General features: G+C 52.0%; 16 protein-coding genes and 3 tRNA genes. 15 read left to right on the plus strand and 4 right to left on the minus strand.

Going from position 1 to position 16,827, the window contains the following annotated elements:
• The first annotated feature begins 15 nt into the window (after positions 1 to 15).
• Genes ACS5WU_RS11890 through ACS5WU_RS11920 form a run of 7 tightly spaced genes read left to right on the plus strand, consistent with a single transcriptional unit; the run spans position 16 to position 5,902 of the window.
• The gene (locus ACS5WU_RS11890; protein WP_046441911.1) at positions 16 to 519 is read left to right on the plus strand and encodes a secondary thiamine-phosphate synthase enzyme YjbQ; all 504 of its coding nucleotides are present in this window, start codon (positions 16 to 18) and stop codon (positions 517 to 519) included.
• 3 nt (positions 520 to 522) lie between these two features.
• A complete protein-coding gene (locus tag ACS5WU_RS11895) occupies positions 523 to 1,227 on the plus strand; it encodes a triose-phosphate isomerase (RefSeq protein WP_046441910.1) in 705 nt (234 codons plus the stop codon).
• Positions 1,224 to 1,721 (plus strand): secondary thiamine-phosphate synthase enzyme YjbQ, encoded by a 498-nt coding sequence (locus ACS5WU_RS11900; RefSeq protein ID WP_046441909.1) that lies wholly within the window; start codon positions 1,224 to 1,226, stop codon positions 1,719 to 1,721. Before ACS5WU_RS11895 ends, ACS5WU_RS11900 begins: the two co-directional genes overlap by 4 nt.
• A 41-nt stretch (positions 1,722 to 1,762) precedes the next feature.
• Positions 1,763 to 3,211 (plus strand): xylulokinase, encoded by a 1,449-nt coding sequence (locus tag ACS5WU_RS11905; protein ID WP_302761578.1) that lies wholly within the window; start codon positions 1,763 to 1,765, stop codon positions 3,209 to 3,211.
• 11 nt (positions 3,212 to 3,222) lie between these two features.
• On the plus strand, positions 3,223 to 4,248 hold the full coding sequence (locus ACS5WU_RS11910; protein WP_465089174.1) for an amidohydrolase family protein: 1,026 nt from the start codon (positions 3,223 to 3,225) through the stop codon (positions 4,246 to 4,248).
• A gap of 15 nt (positions 4,249 to 4,263) precedes the next feature.
• Entirely contained in the window at positions 4,264 to 5,298 is a 1,035-nt protein-coding gene (locus ACS5WU_RS11915; RefSeq protein WP_059109027.1) for a DUF4432 family protein, read from the plus strand.
• A gap of 10 nt (positions 5,299 to 5,308) precedes the next feature.
• Entirely contained in the window at positions 5,309 to 5,902 is a 594-nt protein-coding gene (locus ACS5WU_RS11920; RefSeq protein ID WP_465089175.1) for an SIS domain-containing protein, read from the plus strand.
• 49 nt (positions 5,903 to 5,951) lie between these two features.
• Here the strand turns inward: ACS5WU_RS11920 and ACS5WU_RS11925 are convergent, their stop codons facing one another.
• The gene (locus ACS5WU_RS11925; RefSeq protein ID WP_046444594.1) at positions 5,952 to 6,311 is read right to left on the minus strand and encodes an MmcQ/YjbR family DNA-binding protein; all 360 of its coding nucleotides are present in this window, start codon (positions 6,309 to 6,311) and stop codon (positions 5,952 to 5,954) included.
• 256 nt (positions 6,312 to 6,567) lie between these two features.
• Between ACS5WU_RS11925 and ACS5WU_RS11930 the strand changes: the two genes are divergently transcribed.
• Together ACS5WU_RS11930 and ACS5WU_RS11935 are read left to right on the plus strand one after the other, a co-directional pair.
• Positions 6,568 to 7,890 carry a putative DNA modification/repair radical SAM protein gene (locus tag ACS5WU_RS11930; protein WP_302759877.1) on the plus strand — a complete coding sequence of 441 codons (1,323 nt, stop codon included), beginning with the start codon at positions 6,568 to 6,570 and terminating at the stop codon, positions 7,888 to 7,890.
• Positions 7,891 to 7,904: 14 nt separating this feature from the next.
• On the plus strand, positions 7,905 to 8,717 hold the full coding sequence (locus ACS5WU_RS11935) for a TIGR03915 family putative DNA repair protein (protein WP_302759878.1): 813 nt from the start codon (positions 7,905 to 7,907) through the stop codon (positions 8,715 to 8,717).
• A gap of 2 nt (positions 8,718 to 8,719) precedes the next feature.
• Here the strand turns inward: ACS5WU_RS11935 and ACS5WU_RS11940 are convergent, their stop codons facing one another.
• On the minus strand, positions 8,720 to 9,952 hold the full coding sequence (locus tag ACS5WU_RS11940) for a cation:proton antiporter (protein ID WP_059109023.1): 1,233 nt from the start codon (positions 9,950 to 9,952) through the stop codon (positions 8,720 to 8,722).
• A 200-nt stretch (positions 9,953 to 10,152) separates the two neighbouring features.
• Entirely contained in the window at positions 10,153 to 11,397 is a 1,245-nt protein-coding gene (gene dinB / locus ACS5WU_RS11945; RefSeq protein WP_302759879.1) for a DNA polymerase IV, read from the minus strand.
• A gap of 174 nt (positions 11,398 to 11,571) precedes the next feature.
• Between dinB and cysK the strand changes: the two genes are divergently transcribed.
• Together cysK and ACS5WU_RS11955 are read left to right on the plus strand one after the other, a co-directional pair.
• The gene (gene cysK, locus ACS5WU_RS11950) at positions 11,572 to 12,501 is read left to right on the plus strand and encodes a cysteine synthase A (RefSeq protein ID WP_046444590.1); all 930 of its coding nucleotides are present in this window, start codon (positions 11,572 to 11,574) and stop codon (positions 12,499 to 12,501) included.
• 246 nt (positions 12,502 to 12,747) lie between these two features.
• Positions 12,748 to 13,998: a [Fe-Fe] hydrogenase large subunit C-terminal domain-containing protein gene (locus ACS5WU_RS11955; protein WP_302759880.1), complete on the plus strand. Its 1,251-nt coding sequence runs from the start codon at positions 12,748 to 12,750 to the stop codon at positions 13,996 to 13,998.
• 49 nt (positions 13,999 to 14,047) lie between these two features.
• On the opposite strand, the gene murC is transcribed toward ACS5WU_RS11955, so the two are convergent.
• Positions 14,048 to 15,430: a UDP-N-acetylmuramate--L-alanine ligase gene (murC, locus tag ACS5WU_RS11960; protein WP_046444588.1), complete on the minus strand. Its 1,383-nt coding sequence runs from the start codon at positions 15,428 to 15,430 to the stop codon at positions 14,048 to 14,050.
• 172 nt (positions 15,431 to 15,602) lie between these two features.
• Here murC and ACS5WU_RS11965 point away from each other — a divergent pair, with 172 nt between their 5' ends.
• From ACS5WU_RS11965 to ACS5WU_RS11980, 4 genes are all read left to right on the plus strand, one after another.
• Positions 15,603 to 16,286: a M48 family metallopeptidase gene (locus ACS5WU_RS11965; RefSeq protein WP_052740607.1), complete on the plus strand. Its 684-nt coding sequence runs from the start codon at positions 15,603 to 15,605 to the stop codon at positions 16,284 to 16,286.
• A 100-nt stretch (positions 16,287 to 16,386) separates the two neighbouring features.
• Positions 16,387 to 16,470 (plus strand) — tRNA-Leu (locus ACS5WU_RS11970).
• 14 nt (positions 16,471 to 16,484) lie between these two features.
• A tRNA-Gly gene (locus tag ACS5WU_RS11975) sits at positions 16,485 to 16,559 on the plus strand.
• A 70-nt stretch (positions 16,560 to 16,629) separates the two neighbouring features.
• A tRNA-Gly gene (locus ACS5WU_RS11980) sits at positions 16,630 to 16,703 on the plus strand.
• Positions 16,704 to 16,827 lie beyond the last annotated feature (124 nt).

The following is a 16,827-nucleotide window of genomic DNA, read 5'->3' on the forward strand; positions in this document are numbered from 1 at the left end:
CAAAGGAGAACCATAATGAAAACTTATCGCGAAAAAATTGAAGTTCAGTCGGACGGCCTGAATCCTACCTTCCACGACGTGACAGAGCAGGTGAAAAAGGCGCTTGCGGCTTCGGGCATCAGGAACGGTACCTGCGTGGTGTATTCGCATCACACGACCTGCTCTGTGATGACGCAGGAATGCTCGCACGACAAAACCTATTTTGGACATGAATACCTTCAGCAGGACCTGTGCAACATCATGGAAAAGCTGATCCCCACCTGCCGCTATGAGGGACAGTATATGCACCCCGGCCCCAAGCACATCGAATTTGCCATGGGCCTTGGTACGGAAGAGGGCGAGTGGACGAGCCTCAACACGGAGGCGCACCTGCGGTCTGTCTTCTTTGGACGTTCGGAGACGATTGTGGTGTGCGACGGCGAGCTGGATTTGGGAGAATTCGGTTACATTTACTTTATTGACTGGGATCAGGTGCGCGCACGCAAAAGAGTAGTGGACATCCAGATTACAGGGGAATAAGGAATGAAGGCAAAGATCAGGACGCCCTTTTTTGAAGTGGGCGTAAAGAATTATATTTACGGCGAGGATGTGTTCCGGCTTGCGAAGGCGGCGGACGAGGCTGGGAAAAAGTATGATATTGACGTGCTGTTCACCGCGCCGTACGTGGATATCCGCAGGATTGCAGAAAATACGGATTTGATCGTAATTGCGCCGTATATGGACACGCTGCGCCCGGGACGGGGCGCGGCGGAGGTGATGCCGGAGGCGGTTGCCGCCGCGGGCGCGCGGGGCGTGGTGATGAACCACTGCGAACGCCCGATGTCCCTTTCGCAGGTGCGCGAAACGATTGAACGGGCGAACGAGCTTGACCTTTTGTCATTCGCGTGCGCGGATTCGATTGCGGAGACAAAAGCGATCGCGCTGCTGCACCCGGACATCATCAACCCGGAGCCAACAGAGCTGATCGGCACCGGTACGGCGAGCGACCTTTCGTATGTGCAGGCTTCCATCGAGGCGGTGAAAGGGATTTATCCTGATATCCTTGTGGAGCAGGCGGCGGGCATCACATCGGCAGAGCAGGTGTATCGCAATATTTACGTAGGCGCAGAGGGCGTAGGCTCAGCGTCAGGCATCGTAAACGCGAAAGATCCGCTGAAAATGGTGGACGACATGATTCGCAATGTGCGTATGGCATGGGAGGACAGGCAAAAGGGAGGAAAGCAATGAAGGTTTTCAGGGAAGCATTTGAGGTAGCGTCCGACGAAAAGGGCGTAAAATTCCATGAGGTAACAAGACAGGTGCGCGATATTCTGAAGCGTTCGCAGATCAAAAACGGTCTTTGCGTCGTATACTCGCACCACACGACCTGCTCTGTAATGACGCAGGAATGTTCGTTTGACGTTGCATATACGGGACTTGAATATTTGCAGCAGGATTTGTGCGATGTATTTGAAAATATAATTCCCACCTGTCGTAAGGAGGGGCAGTATATGCACCCGGGCCCCAGGCTCACCGAATTTGCGGCAGAGCACGGGGAATCGAAGCCGGAGACGCTCAATACCGACGGGCACCTGCGCTCGGTGTTTTTGGGCAGGAGCGAAACCATTGTGCTTATCGACGGTGAAATGGACATGGGCGATTATGGGTTCATTTATTTTGTGGATATGGATCAGACGCGCGGACGCAGACGGACGGTGCAGGTACAGGTTATCGGGGAATAAAGGATACGCCGGGTAAGGCCGGGCAAGCAAGGAGGGAGATCATGCCTGTCATTGGAATTGACGTCGGGACGACAGGGACAAAGGCCATCGCGGTATCTGAAGACGGGACGGTTCTTGCAAAGGGATACAGCGGTTATGCGCTTCTTGGAGAAGGGCGGCAGATTGAGCAGGATGCGGACGAATGGATCCGGGCAAGCGTCTTTGCCGTGAAGGAATGCGTAAAGGCCATGCGCGGCGCGCCGGTGGAAGCGATTTCCCTTTCCACGCAGGGCGGCAGTACGGTTGCCGTGGATGGCAGGCTCCGTCCGCTCGGCATGTCGTGGACGTGGATGGACGGACGTGCGCAGGAAGAGGCGCGGCAATTAGGGAACGCGCCGGGAGAAGAGTATTTCTACAAGACGACAGGATGGAAGCTGAGCCCCGCGTTTGACGCGGCAAAAATTCCACGTATGAAAAAAGAAGGGCAGACGGGCCGGAAGTACCTGACGACGCTCGAATATATGAATTATTTCCTCACCGGCAGGGATGCGGTTGATCCGACCAACGCCGCGATGCGCCAGCTTTTCAGTATACGGGACAACGATTGGGATGATACGATCCTGCAGGCTGCGGGCATAAAAAGAAATGAGCTGCCGGAAATACTTCCGACAGGGGCGTTGCTTGGTGGGCTGCGCAAAGAAGCGGCAGAAAAAATGGGGCTTTTTGAGGGCACGCCCGTTTATAACGGCGGACACGACCAGTACTGCGCTTCGATTGGAGCAGGCGCAACCAGCGCGGGAGATATGCTTCTTTCCACCGGAACCACATGGGTGGTGATGGGTATAGCGCAAAAGCCGCTTTTTACGGATACGTATATTGCGCCGGGCATACATCCCATAAAGGGCCTGTATGGATCGATTGCGTCGCTGGCATGCTCGGGCGCGTCCCTGCAATGGTACAAAAACCAGTTTTTGAACGAGGATTGGGAGGAAATCAACAGGGGCGTGGAGCAGCGCATCGCGCAGGAAAACGATGTGTTTTTCTACCCGTACCTTGCCGGGGCAAATTACCCGGTATGGCAGCCCGCAGCCAAAGGGACTTTTACCGGTTTTGACCTTTCGAGCGATAAATTCGATTTTGCACGGGCGATTATGGAAGGCGTAGCGTTTGGGCTGAAACGGACGCTTGCGGATTTTGAAAAAAACGGCTGCCCGGTGCGCAGCCTGAAGATCATGGGCGGCGCGGCCAAAAGCGGAATATGGAAGCATATCATTGCCGCGGTGGCGGGCGTGCCGATCGAGCAGATGCGCGAAACGGATACCTGCGCGTTGGGCGCGGCGATGATCGCCGCGGTAGGCGCGGGCATTTACCCGGACTATGCAAAAGCGGCGCAGGCAATGGTGCATACGGACCGTGTGGAACCGGCCTGTGCAAAGGAAGCCGCATATTATGAAGGCAAATATAGCAGGTACATGGAAATGTGGAGCTGCATCGAACGCTTTTATCAGTAGAGGAGGGCGGCATGAAATACGCATACTTTGAAAAGAGCGTGCTGGACAAAACGTTTTATGAGGAAAAGATTTTTCCGCGCCTGCCGCGGGAGGTATATGACGTGCATACGCACGTAAACCTCGAGCAGCATGTAAAAGATGTTCCCAAAGAACGGATTATGGACGACTGGGCGTTCCAGTGCGGCTATGTGATGAGCGCGCAGGACGCGCGGTACTATTTTGATACGATGTTCCCGGGAATTGATTATAAAATCAATGCTTTTCCCTTCCCAATCAGGGAGGCGGATATCGAAGCGTCAAACGAATATATTGCACAGTGTATCGGCGAGGGAACTATCCGTTCCGGCTTTTTGTGTATCAAGCCGGAGTATGGAGTGGATTATCTGGAAAAAATGCTGATGGAAAATGGGTTTTCCGGCGTAAAGCCCTATCCGGACATGGTGTCTGGCAAAAAAGGCGCTGAGGTAGGAATTTTTGATTTTATGCCACGCGAGCAATTTGCATTGGCGGAAAAACTGGGCAAGGTCGTGATGATGCACCTTCCGCGCGCGGGACGTATGCCGGATGACCGCAATATCGCAGAGCTCAAAGAGATACGCAGGGACTTCCCAGACCTTAAGCTGTGTATTGCGCATTTCGGGCGTTGCTTTACGCCCTACCATTTCGGTCAGGCAATCGAAAAAATGGGCGAGGATATCCACTGGCTGTATTTTGATACGGCAGCGGTGCTGAATCCCGCGGTTTACGAGCTTGCGCTGAAAAAGTTATCCCCTGAACGTATCCTGTTCGGGACGGACGAGCCGATTTTCCTGTGGCATGGAAAACGGACATGGACCAAAACTGCCTACCAAAACCTTGCGCGAGAGGATTTTGCGTGGAACACGCATACCGAGGGCACGGAGGCAGAGGCGGGATATACGTTTTACGTATACGAACAGGTGAACAACATACTGGATACCATCGATAAACTGGGGCTTGGCGCACAGACAGCCGGACAAATATTCGGCGGGAACGCAAAAAAGCTGCTCGGCGAATGAAACGGGAGAGAAAAGGTGTTTGAACAGGAATCGCGTACGCGCAATTATGGGTGCCGGATACGGCGTTACACACAAAACGGCGTTGAAATGATATCGCTCGAAAACAACAGGATTAAGCTGGTGATCGCGTCCGGGAAGGGCGCTGATATTGTAGAAATACTGCATAAGGAAAAGGACGTCGACTGTATGTGGCATTCCTTCAACGAGCTGCGGCCTATGGGTTACCCAAGCAGCAAAGCGGCGGCGGGAGGAAGCTTTATCGATACCTATGCGGGAGGGTGGCAGGAGCTTTTCCCAACCTATGGAGCGCCTGCGGATTATTATGGAGCCGAAATTGGAGTTCATGGCGAAGCGTGTATTTACCCCTGGGAATGCAGGATCATAGAGGACAGCGCGGAAAAAATCAGCGTTGCCTGCACGGCAAGGATGATACGCTCGCCGTTTTTTCTGGAAAAGGTTTTTACGATGGAACTCGATTCCTATGGGTTCTCGATCAGCCAAAGCGTTACCAATACCGGCTTACTGCCACTTGAATTTATGTGGGGGCACCATCCGGCGTTCGGATTCCCGTTTATTGAGAAAGGCGTTACGATAGAGCTTGCGGGAAGGCCTGATGTGAGTGTGTTGCCGGAAACAATCGGTGAAAACTGCCCGTTTGACGGAGCGGTAAGCGGGAAATGGCCCATGCTGCCCGGCAGGGACGGGAAACCGGTGGATGTAAGCGTGGCTGCCGCGATGTCCGACAAGGTTTATTTCGAATGCGTGGCGAGCGGGCTCGAGGACGGGGAATACAGGATTTTTAATCCGGTAAAGGATATCGGCGTCCGTATGGAGTGGGATAAAGAAGTCTTTCCCTATCTGTGGATATGGGGGATGTACGGCGGGCACCAGAGCGCACCGTGGTTTGGCAGGGCATATACCCTTGCCGTGGAGCCGTGGTCCAGCCTGCCCGGAGATTTCAAGGCCGCGCGGGAAGCTGGACACACGCTAAAGGTCGGCGCAGGGGAATGCAGGGAGACACAGGTGCGGTTTTCTTATTACAGCAAATAGAGGTGCAAAAATGAAACAGGAATCACAGGAATACGCGGTAAAGTCGGTGGAGATTGAGACAAAAGAAGTAAACCGCGTGATAGAAATCGTAAGAACGGCGGAGTTTGGGCAGGCGGTGGATATCCTCAGCAAGGCAGATAAAATCGTAACGTCGGGCAGCGGCGGCACGGGAGTTGCTGCGAAGAAGTTCGCGCATTCGCTTTCGTGTATCGAGCGCAACGGCGTGTTCCTCTCGCCCGCGGAAGGGATGCACGGCGGAATGGGAGTGGTGCAGGAGGGAGACGCAATGGTAGTGGTCTCCAAGGGAGGAAAAACGGCGGAGCTGCTGCCGCTGATCGACGTATGCAAAAAGAAGGGGGCAAAGCTCATTGGAGTGACGCAAAACCCGGATTCGCCGCTTGCAAAGCAGGCGGATGTATTTTTGAAGATGGACGTGCATCACGAAAGCGACCGTTACGACATCATGGCAACGTCGAGCGTAATCGCGCTGGTGGCACTGTTCGACGCGCTGCAGGTGGCGATCATGGAGGAGACGGACTACAAACTGGAACAGTTTGCGCTTATCCATCCGGGCGGCGCCGTGGGCCAGATGCTCAACCAGTAAATAAAAACTGGAAGGCAAATGGGCAGGATAAGCAAAACCGGAACCTGTTTCAGGCTCCGGTTATTTCTGTCTGCTTCTTTTTTGGCAGGGAAGAAAGCGTGACCTCATAGGATTTTTCGATCATATCCCGTACTACATCCTCCGGCACGCAGCCCTCAAGATAAAGGGAATTCCAGTGCGTTTTGTTCATATAATAACCGGGTACAATTTCCTGATATTGACCGCGCAGGAAATCACCGAGCGAGGGTTCGAGTTTCATGGTGAAGATCGGCCTGCCCTGCTTATCGCCGCCTTGCATGGCGAACATCTTGCCGCCCACAAAATAACGGGTTGCCTCCCACTCGGGCTGGTAATCCTTTGTAACGCCTTTTTTACCAAGGCAATATCCATCGATCCATTCGTAATTCATGTTAATCTCCTTTATGCTATGGTGTTTGGGACGTTTCGTTTCGTGCCGGATCGGTCTGCTGCATTCAAAGCCTGCTTTCGAATCAATATCACGTAACATTTTATTCAGTGTAACACGGCTGCGGGCGGTTGTCAGTATTTTTGATTGATGCCGATGCGTTTTCCATTAAATTTTATAAACTGACCGTATTTGTCACTTCGCCATGATATACTTTTTGTAAAACAGGATTCTTTATTTAGCAGCGGGGAAACAAGCGATGGATATTTTTCAAAAACTGGAAATTTTAACGGATTCGGCAAAATACGATGTTGCGTGCACGTCAAGCGGCGTAGACAGGACAGCCACGAAAAATGGAATTGGCAGCGCGACCTCGGGCGGCATCTGCCATAGCTTTGCTGCGGACGGGAGGTGCATTTCCCTGCTGAAGGTGTTGATGACCAATATTTGCGTTTACGACTGCAAGTACTGCGTGAACCGTAAGTCAAACGATGTGCCCCGCAGCATATTTTCCCCGCGCGAGCTGGCGGACCTGACCATACATTTTTACCGCCGTAACTATATCGAAGGTCTTTTCCTGAGCTCCGGCGTTGTGAAAAACGCTGATTACACATGTGAGCTTATGATAGAGTCTTTGCGTATCCTGCGTGAGGAATATCATTTCAGCGGATATATCCATGCAAAAGCGATTCCCGGCGCATCGGACGACCTCCTCGCACGGCTTGGCATGCTGGCAGACCGTATGAGCGTCAATATAGAGATGCCTTCCCAAAACAGCCTGAAGCTCCTCGCACCGGATAAGTCCAAAAGCTCCGTACTGGAGCCGATGGGGTTTATCCGTAACCGTATGCGCGAAAACACAAAGGAGCTCGCCATCTACAGGCATGCGCCAAAATTTGTGCCCGCGGGGCAGAGTACGCAGATGATAGTAGGCGCATCCCCGGAAACGGATTTGCAGATACTAAACCTGACGGAAGGGCTGTACCGGAAATACCAGCTCAAACGGGTGTTTTTCTCCGCATATATCCCGGTGGTGGAAAATTCTCTGCTGCCTTCGATCGATACAAAGCCGCCACTTTTACGCGAGCACAGGCTGTATCAGGCGGACTGGCTGCTGCGGTTTTACGAGTTTACCGCAAGCGAGATACTCGACGAAAAAAATCCGAATTTCAATCCGTTTATCGATCCCAAATGCAACTGGGCGCTTAACCATATGGGAAATTTTCCGCTCGAGGTCAACAGGGCCTCCTATGAGGAGCTTTTGCGCGTGCCGGGCATTGGCGTGCAAAGCGCAAGGCGTATCCTGATCGCGCGGCGTACTGCTTCGCTCACCTTTGAAGGGCTTAAAAAGCTGGGAGTGGTTTTGAAGCGCGCGCGCTATTTTGTAACGTGCAGGGGAAAGATGGACCAGAACGTGCGGATGCGCGGGGAAGAGGTGTTGTGCGCCATGATGTCAAAAAAGTCGCTTGCAATGTACCATGGCAGCGGCTATGACGCAAACGGGAATAAACAGGTATCCTTTTTCGAGCCGCCGAAGGTTTTGCAGGAGGATACCGTAAAGTGCCTGGCCGGGCAGCTATGAGGGAGGTGAGCGGGATGAAAGACGATATGACGGTCAATTATGAATACGACGGCAGCTTTGAGGGCCTTTTATGCTGTGTTTTTGAGAGCTACGACCAAAGGGAAATCCCCGAAGAGATATTTGGGCCGGAAACGCACCAGACAACCCTTTTTCCGGCAAAGATCATCGAAACAGACGCTGTGCGCGCGAGGCGGGTGCTGGCGTCTATCCCCAAAAAGATAGGACGCGAGGCGCTCGATTTTGTGCGGCGGGCGTTTTTGACCTGCCTGCCGCAAAAGGAGCGGTATATCCTGTTGTTTTTGCGTATGGGATACCGGTATGGCGCAAAGGTGATGCGGATGCTGCAGGACGATGTGGTGAACACCCTGTTTAGGGCGGTAAAATTTATTGGCAATGAGACGCACCTGCTGACCGGATTTATTCGTTTTTCTGTTTATGGAGAGGTGCTGGCAGCGCAGATCACTCCGAAAAATTATGTTTTGCCACTGCTGGCCCCCCATTTTCGCGGGCGCTATCCGAATGAAAAATTTTTGATTTATGATAAGACGCACGAGGCGGTACTTATTTACGAGAACGGCAGGATGCAGATCAACTCGGTGGAAAATTTCAGTATGCCGGAGCCGGACGAGGAAGAGCTGCGGTTTCGCAGGCTGTGGAAGATGTTTTACGATACGATTGAAGTGGAAGGGCGGCATAACGAAAAATGCCGCATGACGCATATGCCAAAGCGTTACTGGGAGAACATGACCGAATTTGCGGAGGAGAACAAAAAGAAGCCGCAGAAAACGGCTTCCGGCGAACATAAATTGCTGTACCTGACAAAATAATTTTATCCTCCCGCTTCCACAGAATCATCGAGCTTCGCCGCTTCAAGGCGTTTGGCTTTTTTGGAGTTGAATGAAACCTTGAGCAGGATCGGTGAGATTACTGTGGTGACGACCACGACAATGACAACCGGGCCAAACAGGACAGGGGACATCAGTCCGACCGCCGCGCCCTTATTGGCAACGATGAGGGCAACCTCCCCGCGCGACACCATGCCACAGCCGATCTGCATGGATTCCGGCCCGTTAAAGCCTGTCATTCGCGCGCCCAGCCCGCAGCCGACGATTTTGGTGGCGATGGCGGTCAGAAGGAGTATGATGGCAAATAGAATCAGCATCATATTCATATCGTTGAGCACAACGCTAAGGCCTACGCTCGCAAAGAAAATAGGTGAAAGCAGCGTATAGGAAAGCGTTTCAAAACGGGAGGCGATGTAGTTGGAATGACTGGTATTGGAGAGAAGCAGGCCCGCGATAAACGCGCCGGTGATATCAGCGACGCCAAACCATTCCTCCGCGCAAAAGGACATCAGCAGGCAGATAACAAAGGCCGCAACAACAAAGCGGCGGTGGTCCTGCTTATGCCGGTTGGACCATTTTTTGAACCCGAAATAGATGAGGAAACCAACGCCGATTGCAAAGACGAAGAACAGCACGATTTTAAGCATAACCATGCCGACCTCTACCTTGGGATCCGCAAGGCTTGTAATCACCGTGAGGGCAATGATGCCGAGGATATCGTCAATGACGGCGGCGCCAAGTATCGTACTGCCGACTTTACTGCTCAGCTTGCCCATTTCCTTGAGCGTTTCAACGGTAATGCTGACCGAGGTGGCGGTAAGGATTACGCCGATAAAGATATTCTGTAAAAAACGGTTGGTTTCAAGGTCTGTTTTGATAACCGAGGGATCGTTGAAAACGCCCGCGACGGCAAAGCCTGCAATGAGCGGCACAATAACACCCAAAAGCGCAATGATAAAGGATGCTTTTCCTGTTTTTTTCAGCTGGTGGATATCCGATTCCAGTCCGGCGGTAAACATCAGGACAATGACGCCGATTTCCGAAAGGGTTTTGATGAAGCTGCTGTTATCGATGATTCCGAAAACAGCGGGGCCGAGGATGATTCCGGCGAGCAACGCTCCCACAACCTGGGGCATTTTGAATTTCCTTGTAACCATGCCAAGAACCTTGGTGCTCAGCAAAATAAGCGCAAGGTCTAATAAGAAACGATAATCCATAAAGACACTTCCATTTTGTTCAAAATTTTTATAGCAACGGCAGGGCCGCTAAAAACAATTCCATAAAGTGAATAATATCAACTCGGGACTTCACTAATTATACGCCGTTTGCCGCTAAAATCAAGATTTGATTGTAAAAAAAAGTGTGCCGGGAATGGAAGAAAAAACGGCGCCGGCCGTCACAAACTATTTACCGGAAATCAAGGGTGGGGAAGGTCGTCCTCCTCCTTTTCGAGGGGAACGTCCTGCCTGGAAACAATATCTGTTTTGAGGATAGAACCGTAAGAAACGGCTTTTTTTCCAAACCGTTTGCGGATTTCATCGATTGCCGTCTCGAGTTTTTCGATTTTTTGGGAATCCTGCTGCGGCGCGTCAAAAAAGCTGAATTGACCGCCGGAGCCGCTTTCCGTAAGGCCAGCCGCCGTAAGCGAAAGCAGGCGGATCGGTTTGGATACGTCCCACGATTTGAAAATAATATCGAGCCCGGCATCATAAAGGTCTTTTGTTTGGCGAATGGGGCGGGACAATGTTTTCTGGCGGGAAATTACGCGAAACTGGGGATCCTTAATCTGTACCTGCACAGTCTGGCAATAAAGACCGCAGGAACGCAGGCGCGCGCCAACGCTGTCTGCAAGCATGAGTACGCCGGCCTTGATATCGTCCCTGCCGACGAGATTCCTTTGGAAGGTAATGCCGTTGCCAATGCTTTTGGCTGCTTCGGATTCGCCAATCTCCCGCACAGGCGTATCGTCAAGGCCGTTGGCATATTCCCAGATGAGCTCGCCTGATTTTCCGAGAAGCTTCTCCGCTTCCTCGCGCTTTAATGCAGCAAGCGCGCCGATTGTGCGAACGCCAATACGGTGGAGCGTGTCCGCGGTTCGCTTGCCAACGTAAAGCATGTCCGTAACGGGCAGGGGATGGAGGATGTCGCGAAAGGTTTCGCGGGTGATAACGGTTGTGGCGTCCGGCTTTTTATAATCGCTGCCAAGCTTGGCAAATACCTTGTTAAAGGAGACGCCCACAGAGATGGTAAGTCCAAGCTCGCTGCGGACGCGGGCGCGCAGCTCATCTGCGATTTTTTTGCCCGAGCCGAACAGGTGAAGGCTGCCGGTCACGTCCAGCCACGATTCGTCTATACTGAACGCCTCCACTTTACTGGTATACTGCGCATAAATTTCATTGATCAGCTTATAATACTTGGTATATTCCTCGCGGTGGGGAGATACGAGCACGAGCTCCGGACATTTTTTTTTCGCCTGCCATACGGTCTCGGCAGTTACGATGCCAAACTGTTTTGCCAGTTCGTTTTTGGCGAGAATGATGCCGCGGCGGCTTTTGGGATCGCCGCATACGGCCATAGGGACTTTTTTGAGCTCGGGGCGTGAAATACACTCCACAGACGCATAATATGCGTTGCAGTCGCAGTGCAGTATCGTACGGTCCATAAAAAAACCTCCTTGCCAAAAAAATCTTCTATATCTATTATACATGATTCTATGGACAGGCGAGGTCATGCGTCAAAAAATGTGCATTAAAATTATCCTGCGGGTATATTCCCAAACAGGAGGTTTTGGCATATAATAGGAAGGTGCGGAAAATGTTTACAAAAGGAGAATTCCATGATATACAACAATGTGCTTGAAGCAATGGGGCACACGCCAATGATCCGGCTGAACCGGATGAACGATGAAAACAGCGCGCAGGTGCTGGTGAAATACGAGGGACTTAATATCGGCGGATCGATCAAGACGCGCACAGCGTTCAACATGATCGAAGAAGCCGAAAAACAGGGAAAGCTTACGAAAGACTCGGTGATCGTGGAGCCGACCAGCGGGAACCAGGGGATTGGGCTTGCGCTGGTTGGCGCAGTGAAGGGTTATAAAACTGTGATCGTCATGCCGGATTCGGTCAGCGAGGAACGCCGGAAGCTGGTACGGCATTACGGCGCGCAGGTTATGCTTGTCCATGACGACGGTAATATTGGCGACTGCATCGAGGAATGCTTGCAGACAGCGCTCAAAATGCAGCGGGAGGACTCCAACGTTTTTGTGCCGCAGCAGTTTACGAATCCTGCCAATCCGATGGTACACAGGCATCATACGGCGCTTGAAATCATGGAGCAGGTATCCGGGCCGATTCACGGTTTTTGCTCGGGTGTGGGAACGGGCGGTACGATCAGCGGCATTGGCGAGGTGCTGAGGGCGCAGAACCCTGATATTACAATTTGGGCGGTGGAGCCTGAAAACGCGGCGATCCTTTCCGGCGGAAGCATCGGCACCCATCTGCAAATGGGAATTGGGGACGGGCTCATTCCGGAAAACCTTAACACGGAAATATATGACGACATCTGCATTGTCACGGATGAAGAGGCGATATGCACGGCAAAGGAGCTTGCGAGCATGGAAGGGCTGATGTGCGGCATATCGAGCGGTACCAACGTTGCGGCAGCCCTGAAACTGGCAAAAAAACTGGGCCCGGAAAAAACGGTGGTGACCGTGTTGCCGGACACGGCGGAGCGATATTTCAGTACGCCGCTGTTCGAAGACTGAAATCCGGAGCAAATATAAAAAAACAGCAATGCAAAAGTATTGCTGTTTTTTTGAACAGGGACAAAAGGCCCAAGCGTACCTGTACGCTGATACGGCAGGACAAGGCGCGATTTTCTGAAAAGCGACGCGGCACTACGGGACTGATATGGAAGAAGGCCGACTGCAGGCCGCGCGAGCGACTTGTTTGCAGGGCAGGGTTTGGTATTATTATATAGAAGGAAACAATGGCAAGGGGGTAACGCTGGCATGGCTGAATTTAAAAAAATCTACGACCGGCTTTTCCGTGCTTCGATCCAGGGGAAGACGGAGGAAGAAATCAAAAAGATAAAAGAAGAAAACGAAAATCTGGAAGAGCTTGACTGCCTTTTACATCCGGGCGACTACCCGGTGGTATGGAAATTCGGAAGCTGCGACTGCCCGCCGGAAAAGCAGAAGGGCTGTGCGGATAACTGTGAGTTTGACGCGATCGTGCAGGATGAAAAGGGCGGCGTCAGGATTGATGCGAGCGGATGCGTAGGTTGTGCGAGCTGTATCGATTTCTGCGATGACAAAAAGCTTCAGGCAAGCAAGGATATTTTGCCTGCGCTCGAGGCGGTAAGAAACGGCAGCGGGCCCGCATACGCGCTTGTCGCCCCTGCGTTTTTGGGGCAATTCAGCAACGCGGTAACGCCGGGAAAGCTGCGGGAAGCATTTAAGGCAATCGGTTTTGACGGTATGATCGAGGTTGCGCTGTTTGCCGACATATTGACGCTCAAAGAAGCGCTTGAATTTGATAAAAACATTGTAAAGGAATCGGATTACCAGCTCACAAGCTGCTGCTGCCCGATGTGGATTGCAATGATACGGAAAATATACCGTGAGCTGATGCCGCATGTGCCGGGATCGGTATCGCCTATGATTGCCTGCGGCAGGACGATCAAGCAGCTGCATCCGGACGCGGTGACCGTGTTTATCGGCCCGTGCATCGCCAAGAAATCAGAGGCGCGTGAGAAGGACCTTGCCGGCGCAATCGATTATGTGCTGACCTTTCAGGAGGTGCGGGATATTTTTGAGGCGACAAAAATCGATCCGGAGCAGATGCGGGAGAGCGATAAGGATCATTCGTCGCGTGCGGGCAGGATATATGCTCGTACGGGCGGGGTAAGCGAGGCGGTGCGCGAAACGGTAGAGCGGCTTTCGCCAGCGCGCGAGATCACGCCGCGCACACAGCATGCGGACGGTGTTCCCGCGTGCAAAGCCATGATTAACGACTTGCTGGCTGGAAAGACAACCGCAAATTTCTTTGAGGGCATGGGCTGCGTGGGCGGCTGCGTAGGCGGCCCCAAGGCTGTGATAGACCGGGAGCAGGGCAGGAAGAATGTGGACGAATACGGCAGGGCGGCGACATACCCCACGCCAATCGATAACCCGTATGTGATCGAGCTTTTACACAGGCTGGGTTTTGACACCGTGGAAAGCCTGCTTGAGCACAGCGACATTTTTACAAGGGATTTCTGAACATCAAAAAACCCTCCGGCTTATATAGCCGGAGGGTTTGTAGTTTTGGTCAGTCCTGAAAGAAAATAAGCTGCTGTTTATTGACGTCGCCGGAGCCGAGCGTCATCACGATATCGCCTGGCTGCCAGTTTTTCAGCAGGTAATCCTTGATTTCCTGAAAAGTTGGGATATACATGCACTTGCAGGAATCGGAATTGATTGCGGCGACAACGTCGCGTGCATGAATCCCCTGCGTATCGGTGTCGCGGCCGGGATAGATATCCGGCATAATGACCTCATCCGCATCGCCAAAGCACTGCGCGTATTTATCCTTGAGTGTGCGCGCACGGGTGTAAGAATTACACTGGAATACCACCCACAGCTTGTTGTGGGGCACCAGTGAAGCCGCTTCCAGGCAGGCGGAAATTTCACTGGGATGGTGCGCGTAATCGTGGAAAACGCGAACGCCGTCACGTTCGCCAACGAGCTCGAATCTCCTGCCCGCAAGGCGATAATCCCTGAGCGCTTTTATGGAAATTTCGACGTCCACTCCGAAAACCTCATATGCAAATGCTGCGGCGGCAAGCGCATTGCGCAGGTTGTGCAGGCCCGGAACGGTAAGCTCAAGCTCGCCAAGTTCGTCGCCATGGTAAACTACCGTACCTTTTCCGCAGCCAAGTTCGTTGAACGTGGGCTCCTTCAGGTACCAATCGCTGTTCGGCGCGTCGTTATAGGTAACGATGCGGCAGGGGGCGTGGTCTTTCAGCCGGTATGCAAGCGTATCGGACTGGTTGAGCAAAAGCACGCCGTTTTGGTCCAGCTTTTGGATAAATTCCACAAAGGTATCGAAAATATCATCAATATCGCGGTAGCAATCCAAATGATCGTCGTCGATATTATTGACAAGTGTATGCGTAGGATGCAACGTCAGGAAGCTGCGTACATATTCGCACGCCTCTGTAATGAACGCGTCGTTTGTACCGACGTGTACGCCGCCGGAAAGGAAATCTACCATACCGCCTACGTGGACCGTGCAGTCTTCCTGCGAATTGTGCATGATGAGGGCCAGCATGGAGGTGATCGTTGTTTTCCCGTGGCAACCGGAGATGCACGCCACACGTTTATAATGGTTGGAAATAAGACCGAGGAGTTTGGAACGCTCCAGCATGGGAATGTCATGCGCCGCTGCGTATGCGTATTCCGGATTATAAGGCTTGATTGCCGCAGAATAAACGACAAGGCCGGCACCGTGCACGTTTTTTTCGTCGTGTTCGAGCGAAATGGGGATATTGAGCTTTTCAAGCTGTTTCGTAAAAGCGGATTCCTTGATGTCCGAGCCTGTTATGGTGTAGCCGTTTGAATGCAGTATCTGCGCGAGACCGCTCATCGAGCAGCCGCCGATGCCGATAAAATGGACCGGTTTATCTGTAGGGATATTGGTCTTGTTTTCCATCTATATTCTCCTGAAATAAAATTTTCATTCGTTGTTGTAGCAATTCATTATACCATATGATGCGAATATATTATACTGGATATACAATATTTAATCAACCGGGGGGATACGCAAGAGACAGTGGCCTTTGGGCGCCATCTGTGCTATAATAAACAGGAACGAGAGGTTTTTTATGAAGATTGAATTATCCGATCATAGTGTGATCGACGTTGCTGTGAGCAAAAAAGACATGAAAAATATGCGGCTTCGCGTGTGCAGGGACGGCAGCGTGTGCGTTAGTGCGCCTTATGGAATAAGCGATACCAGAATCCATGATTTTATATATTCCAAACGCGGCTGGATTGAGAGCCATATTAAAAATTTTGTGAAGGACGAGCAGGGAGACCGCATATTGTTTATGGGGAATGAATATGCCATGGAAATCGTGAAGGACAGGCGTACGGGAGTCGCCATCAACCAGGGCAATATGACTATTTTTTGCGGCGATCCCGGCAAATACAAGGATGTGCTTGAAAAATGGTGGGTGCAGCAGGCGATAATGCACCTGCAGGAAATGGTGGACAAATGGTATCCTTTTGTGGGCCAGCCGGATGAGGAAAAGCCTACGATCAAGGTGCGTAAAATGAAAACGTTGTGGGGAAGCTGCACGAGCTCACAGCGTACGATCCGCTTTAATTATTATTTGATGTGCGCGTCTGAAGAAGCAATCGAATATGTGGTGCTGCACGAGCTTGCACACCTGATTTATCCCAATCACGGGGCCGAGTTCAAGGCCTTCCTTACAAAATATATGCAGGACTGGAAGGAACGCAAAAAGCGTCTGGAGCAGGAGTGCGCGGCGATTCCCATGACATGAAAAACTGCAGAAAAAATGTTTTCTTTTTAATAGAACCTATTGACAATAGAGGTGAAAATCTTATATAATAATTCTTGCGCGCAACGGACGCGTGTGATACGCGGGCGTGGCGGAATTGGCAGACGCGCTAGACTTAGGATCTAGTGCCTTAGGCGTGAAGGTTCGAGTCCTTTCGCCCGCACCAATTAATACCGATTTGCGGGAGTGGCTCAGTGGTAGAGCGTCGCCTTGCCAAGGCGAATGTCGCGAGTTCGAATCTCGTCTTCCGCTCCACAAAAGTCGTTCCCATCCTTCCGATGGGAACGCGCCCTTTTAAAGCGGGGGTTACAGGAAGGGAAAAGACGCGGGTGTAGCTCAATGGTAGAGCACTGGCTTCCCAAGCCAGCTACGTGGGTTCGATTCCCATCACCCGCTCCAAAGGAATTTCCCCGGTGGAGGGGAAGCGAACCCGTGAGGGCGCAACAATCCCAAAGTGATTGTTGCGAAGCGAGCAGTACTCCACAGAGGAATACATGATTGCGAGCGCGGTGGGCGTGCCGAA

The sequence above is a fragment of the Christensenella sp. KGMB01412 genome (assembly GCF_055522415.1).

What these genes read in the sequence shown, in the direction of transcription:
- ACS5WU_RS11890 (WP_046441911.1), top strand. Translation starts at nt 16, where the DNA reads ATGAAAACTTATCGCGAAAAAATTGAAGTTCAGTCGGACGGCCTGAAT.
- ACS5WU_RS11895 (WP_046441910.1), top strand. Translation starts at nt 523, where the DNA reads ATGAAGGCAAAGATCAGGACGCCCTTTTTTGAAGTGGGCGTAAAGAAT.
- ACS5WU_RS11900 (WP_046441909.1), top strand. Translation starts at nt 1,224, where the DNA reads ATGAAGGTTTTCAGGGAAGCATTTGAGGTAGCGTCCGACGAAAAGGGC.
- ACS5WU_RS11905 (WP_302761578.1), top strand. Translation starts at nt 1,763, where the DNA reads ATGCCTGTCATTGGAATTGACGTCGGGACGACAGGGACAAAGGCCATC.
- ACS5WU_RS11910 (WP_465089174.1), top strand. Translation starts at nt 3,223, where the DNA reads ATGAAATACGCATACTTTGAAAAGAGCGTGCTGGACAAAACGTTTTAT.
- ACS5WU_RS11920 (WP_465089175.1), top strand. Translation starts at nt 5,309, where the DNA reads ATGAAACAGGAATCACAGGAATACGCGGTAAAGTCGGTGGAGATTGAG.
- ACS5WU_RS11925 (WP_046444594.1), bottom strand. Translation starts at nt 6,311, where the DNA reads ATGAATTACGAATGGATCGATGGATATTGCCTTGGTAAAAAAGGCGTT.
- ACS5WU_RS11930 (WP_302759877.1), top strand. Translation starts at nt 6,568, where the DNA reads ATGGATATTTTTCAAAAACTGGAAATTTTAACGGATTCGGCAAAATAC.
- ACS5WU_RS11935 (WP_302759878.1), top strand. Translation starts at nt 7,905, where the DNA reads ATGAAAGACGATATGACGGTCAATTATGAATACGACGGCAGCTTTGAG.
- ACS5WU_RS11940 (WP_059109023.1), bottom strand. Translation starts at nt 9,952, where the DNA reads ATGGATTATCGTTTCTTATTAGACCTTGCGCTTATTTTGCTGAGCACC.
- dinB (WP_302759879.1), bottom strand. Translation starts at nt 11,397, where the DNA reads ATGGACCGTACGATACTGCACTGCGACTGCAACGCATATTATGCGTCT.
- cysK (WP_046444590.1), top strand. Translation starts at nt 11,572, where the DNA reads ATGATATACAACAATGTGCTTGAAGCAATGGGGCACACGCCAATGATC.
- ACS5WU_RS11955 (WP_302759880.1), top strand. Translation starts at nt 12,748, where the DNA reads ATGGCTGAATTTAAAAAAATCTACGACCGGCTTTTCCGTGCTTCGATC.
- murC (WP_046444588.1), bottom strand. Translation starts at nt 15,430, where the DNA reads ATGGAAAACAAGACCAATATCCCTACAGATAAACCGGTCCATTTTATC.
- ACS5WU_RS11965 (WP_052740607.1), top strand. Translation starts at nt 15,603, where the DNA reads ATGAAGATTGAATTATCCGATCATAGTGTGATCGACGTTGCTGTGAGC.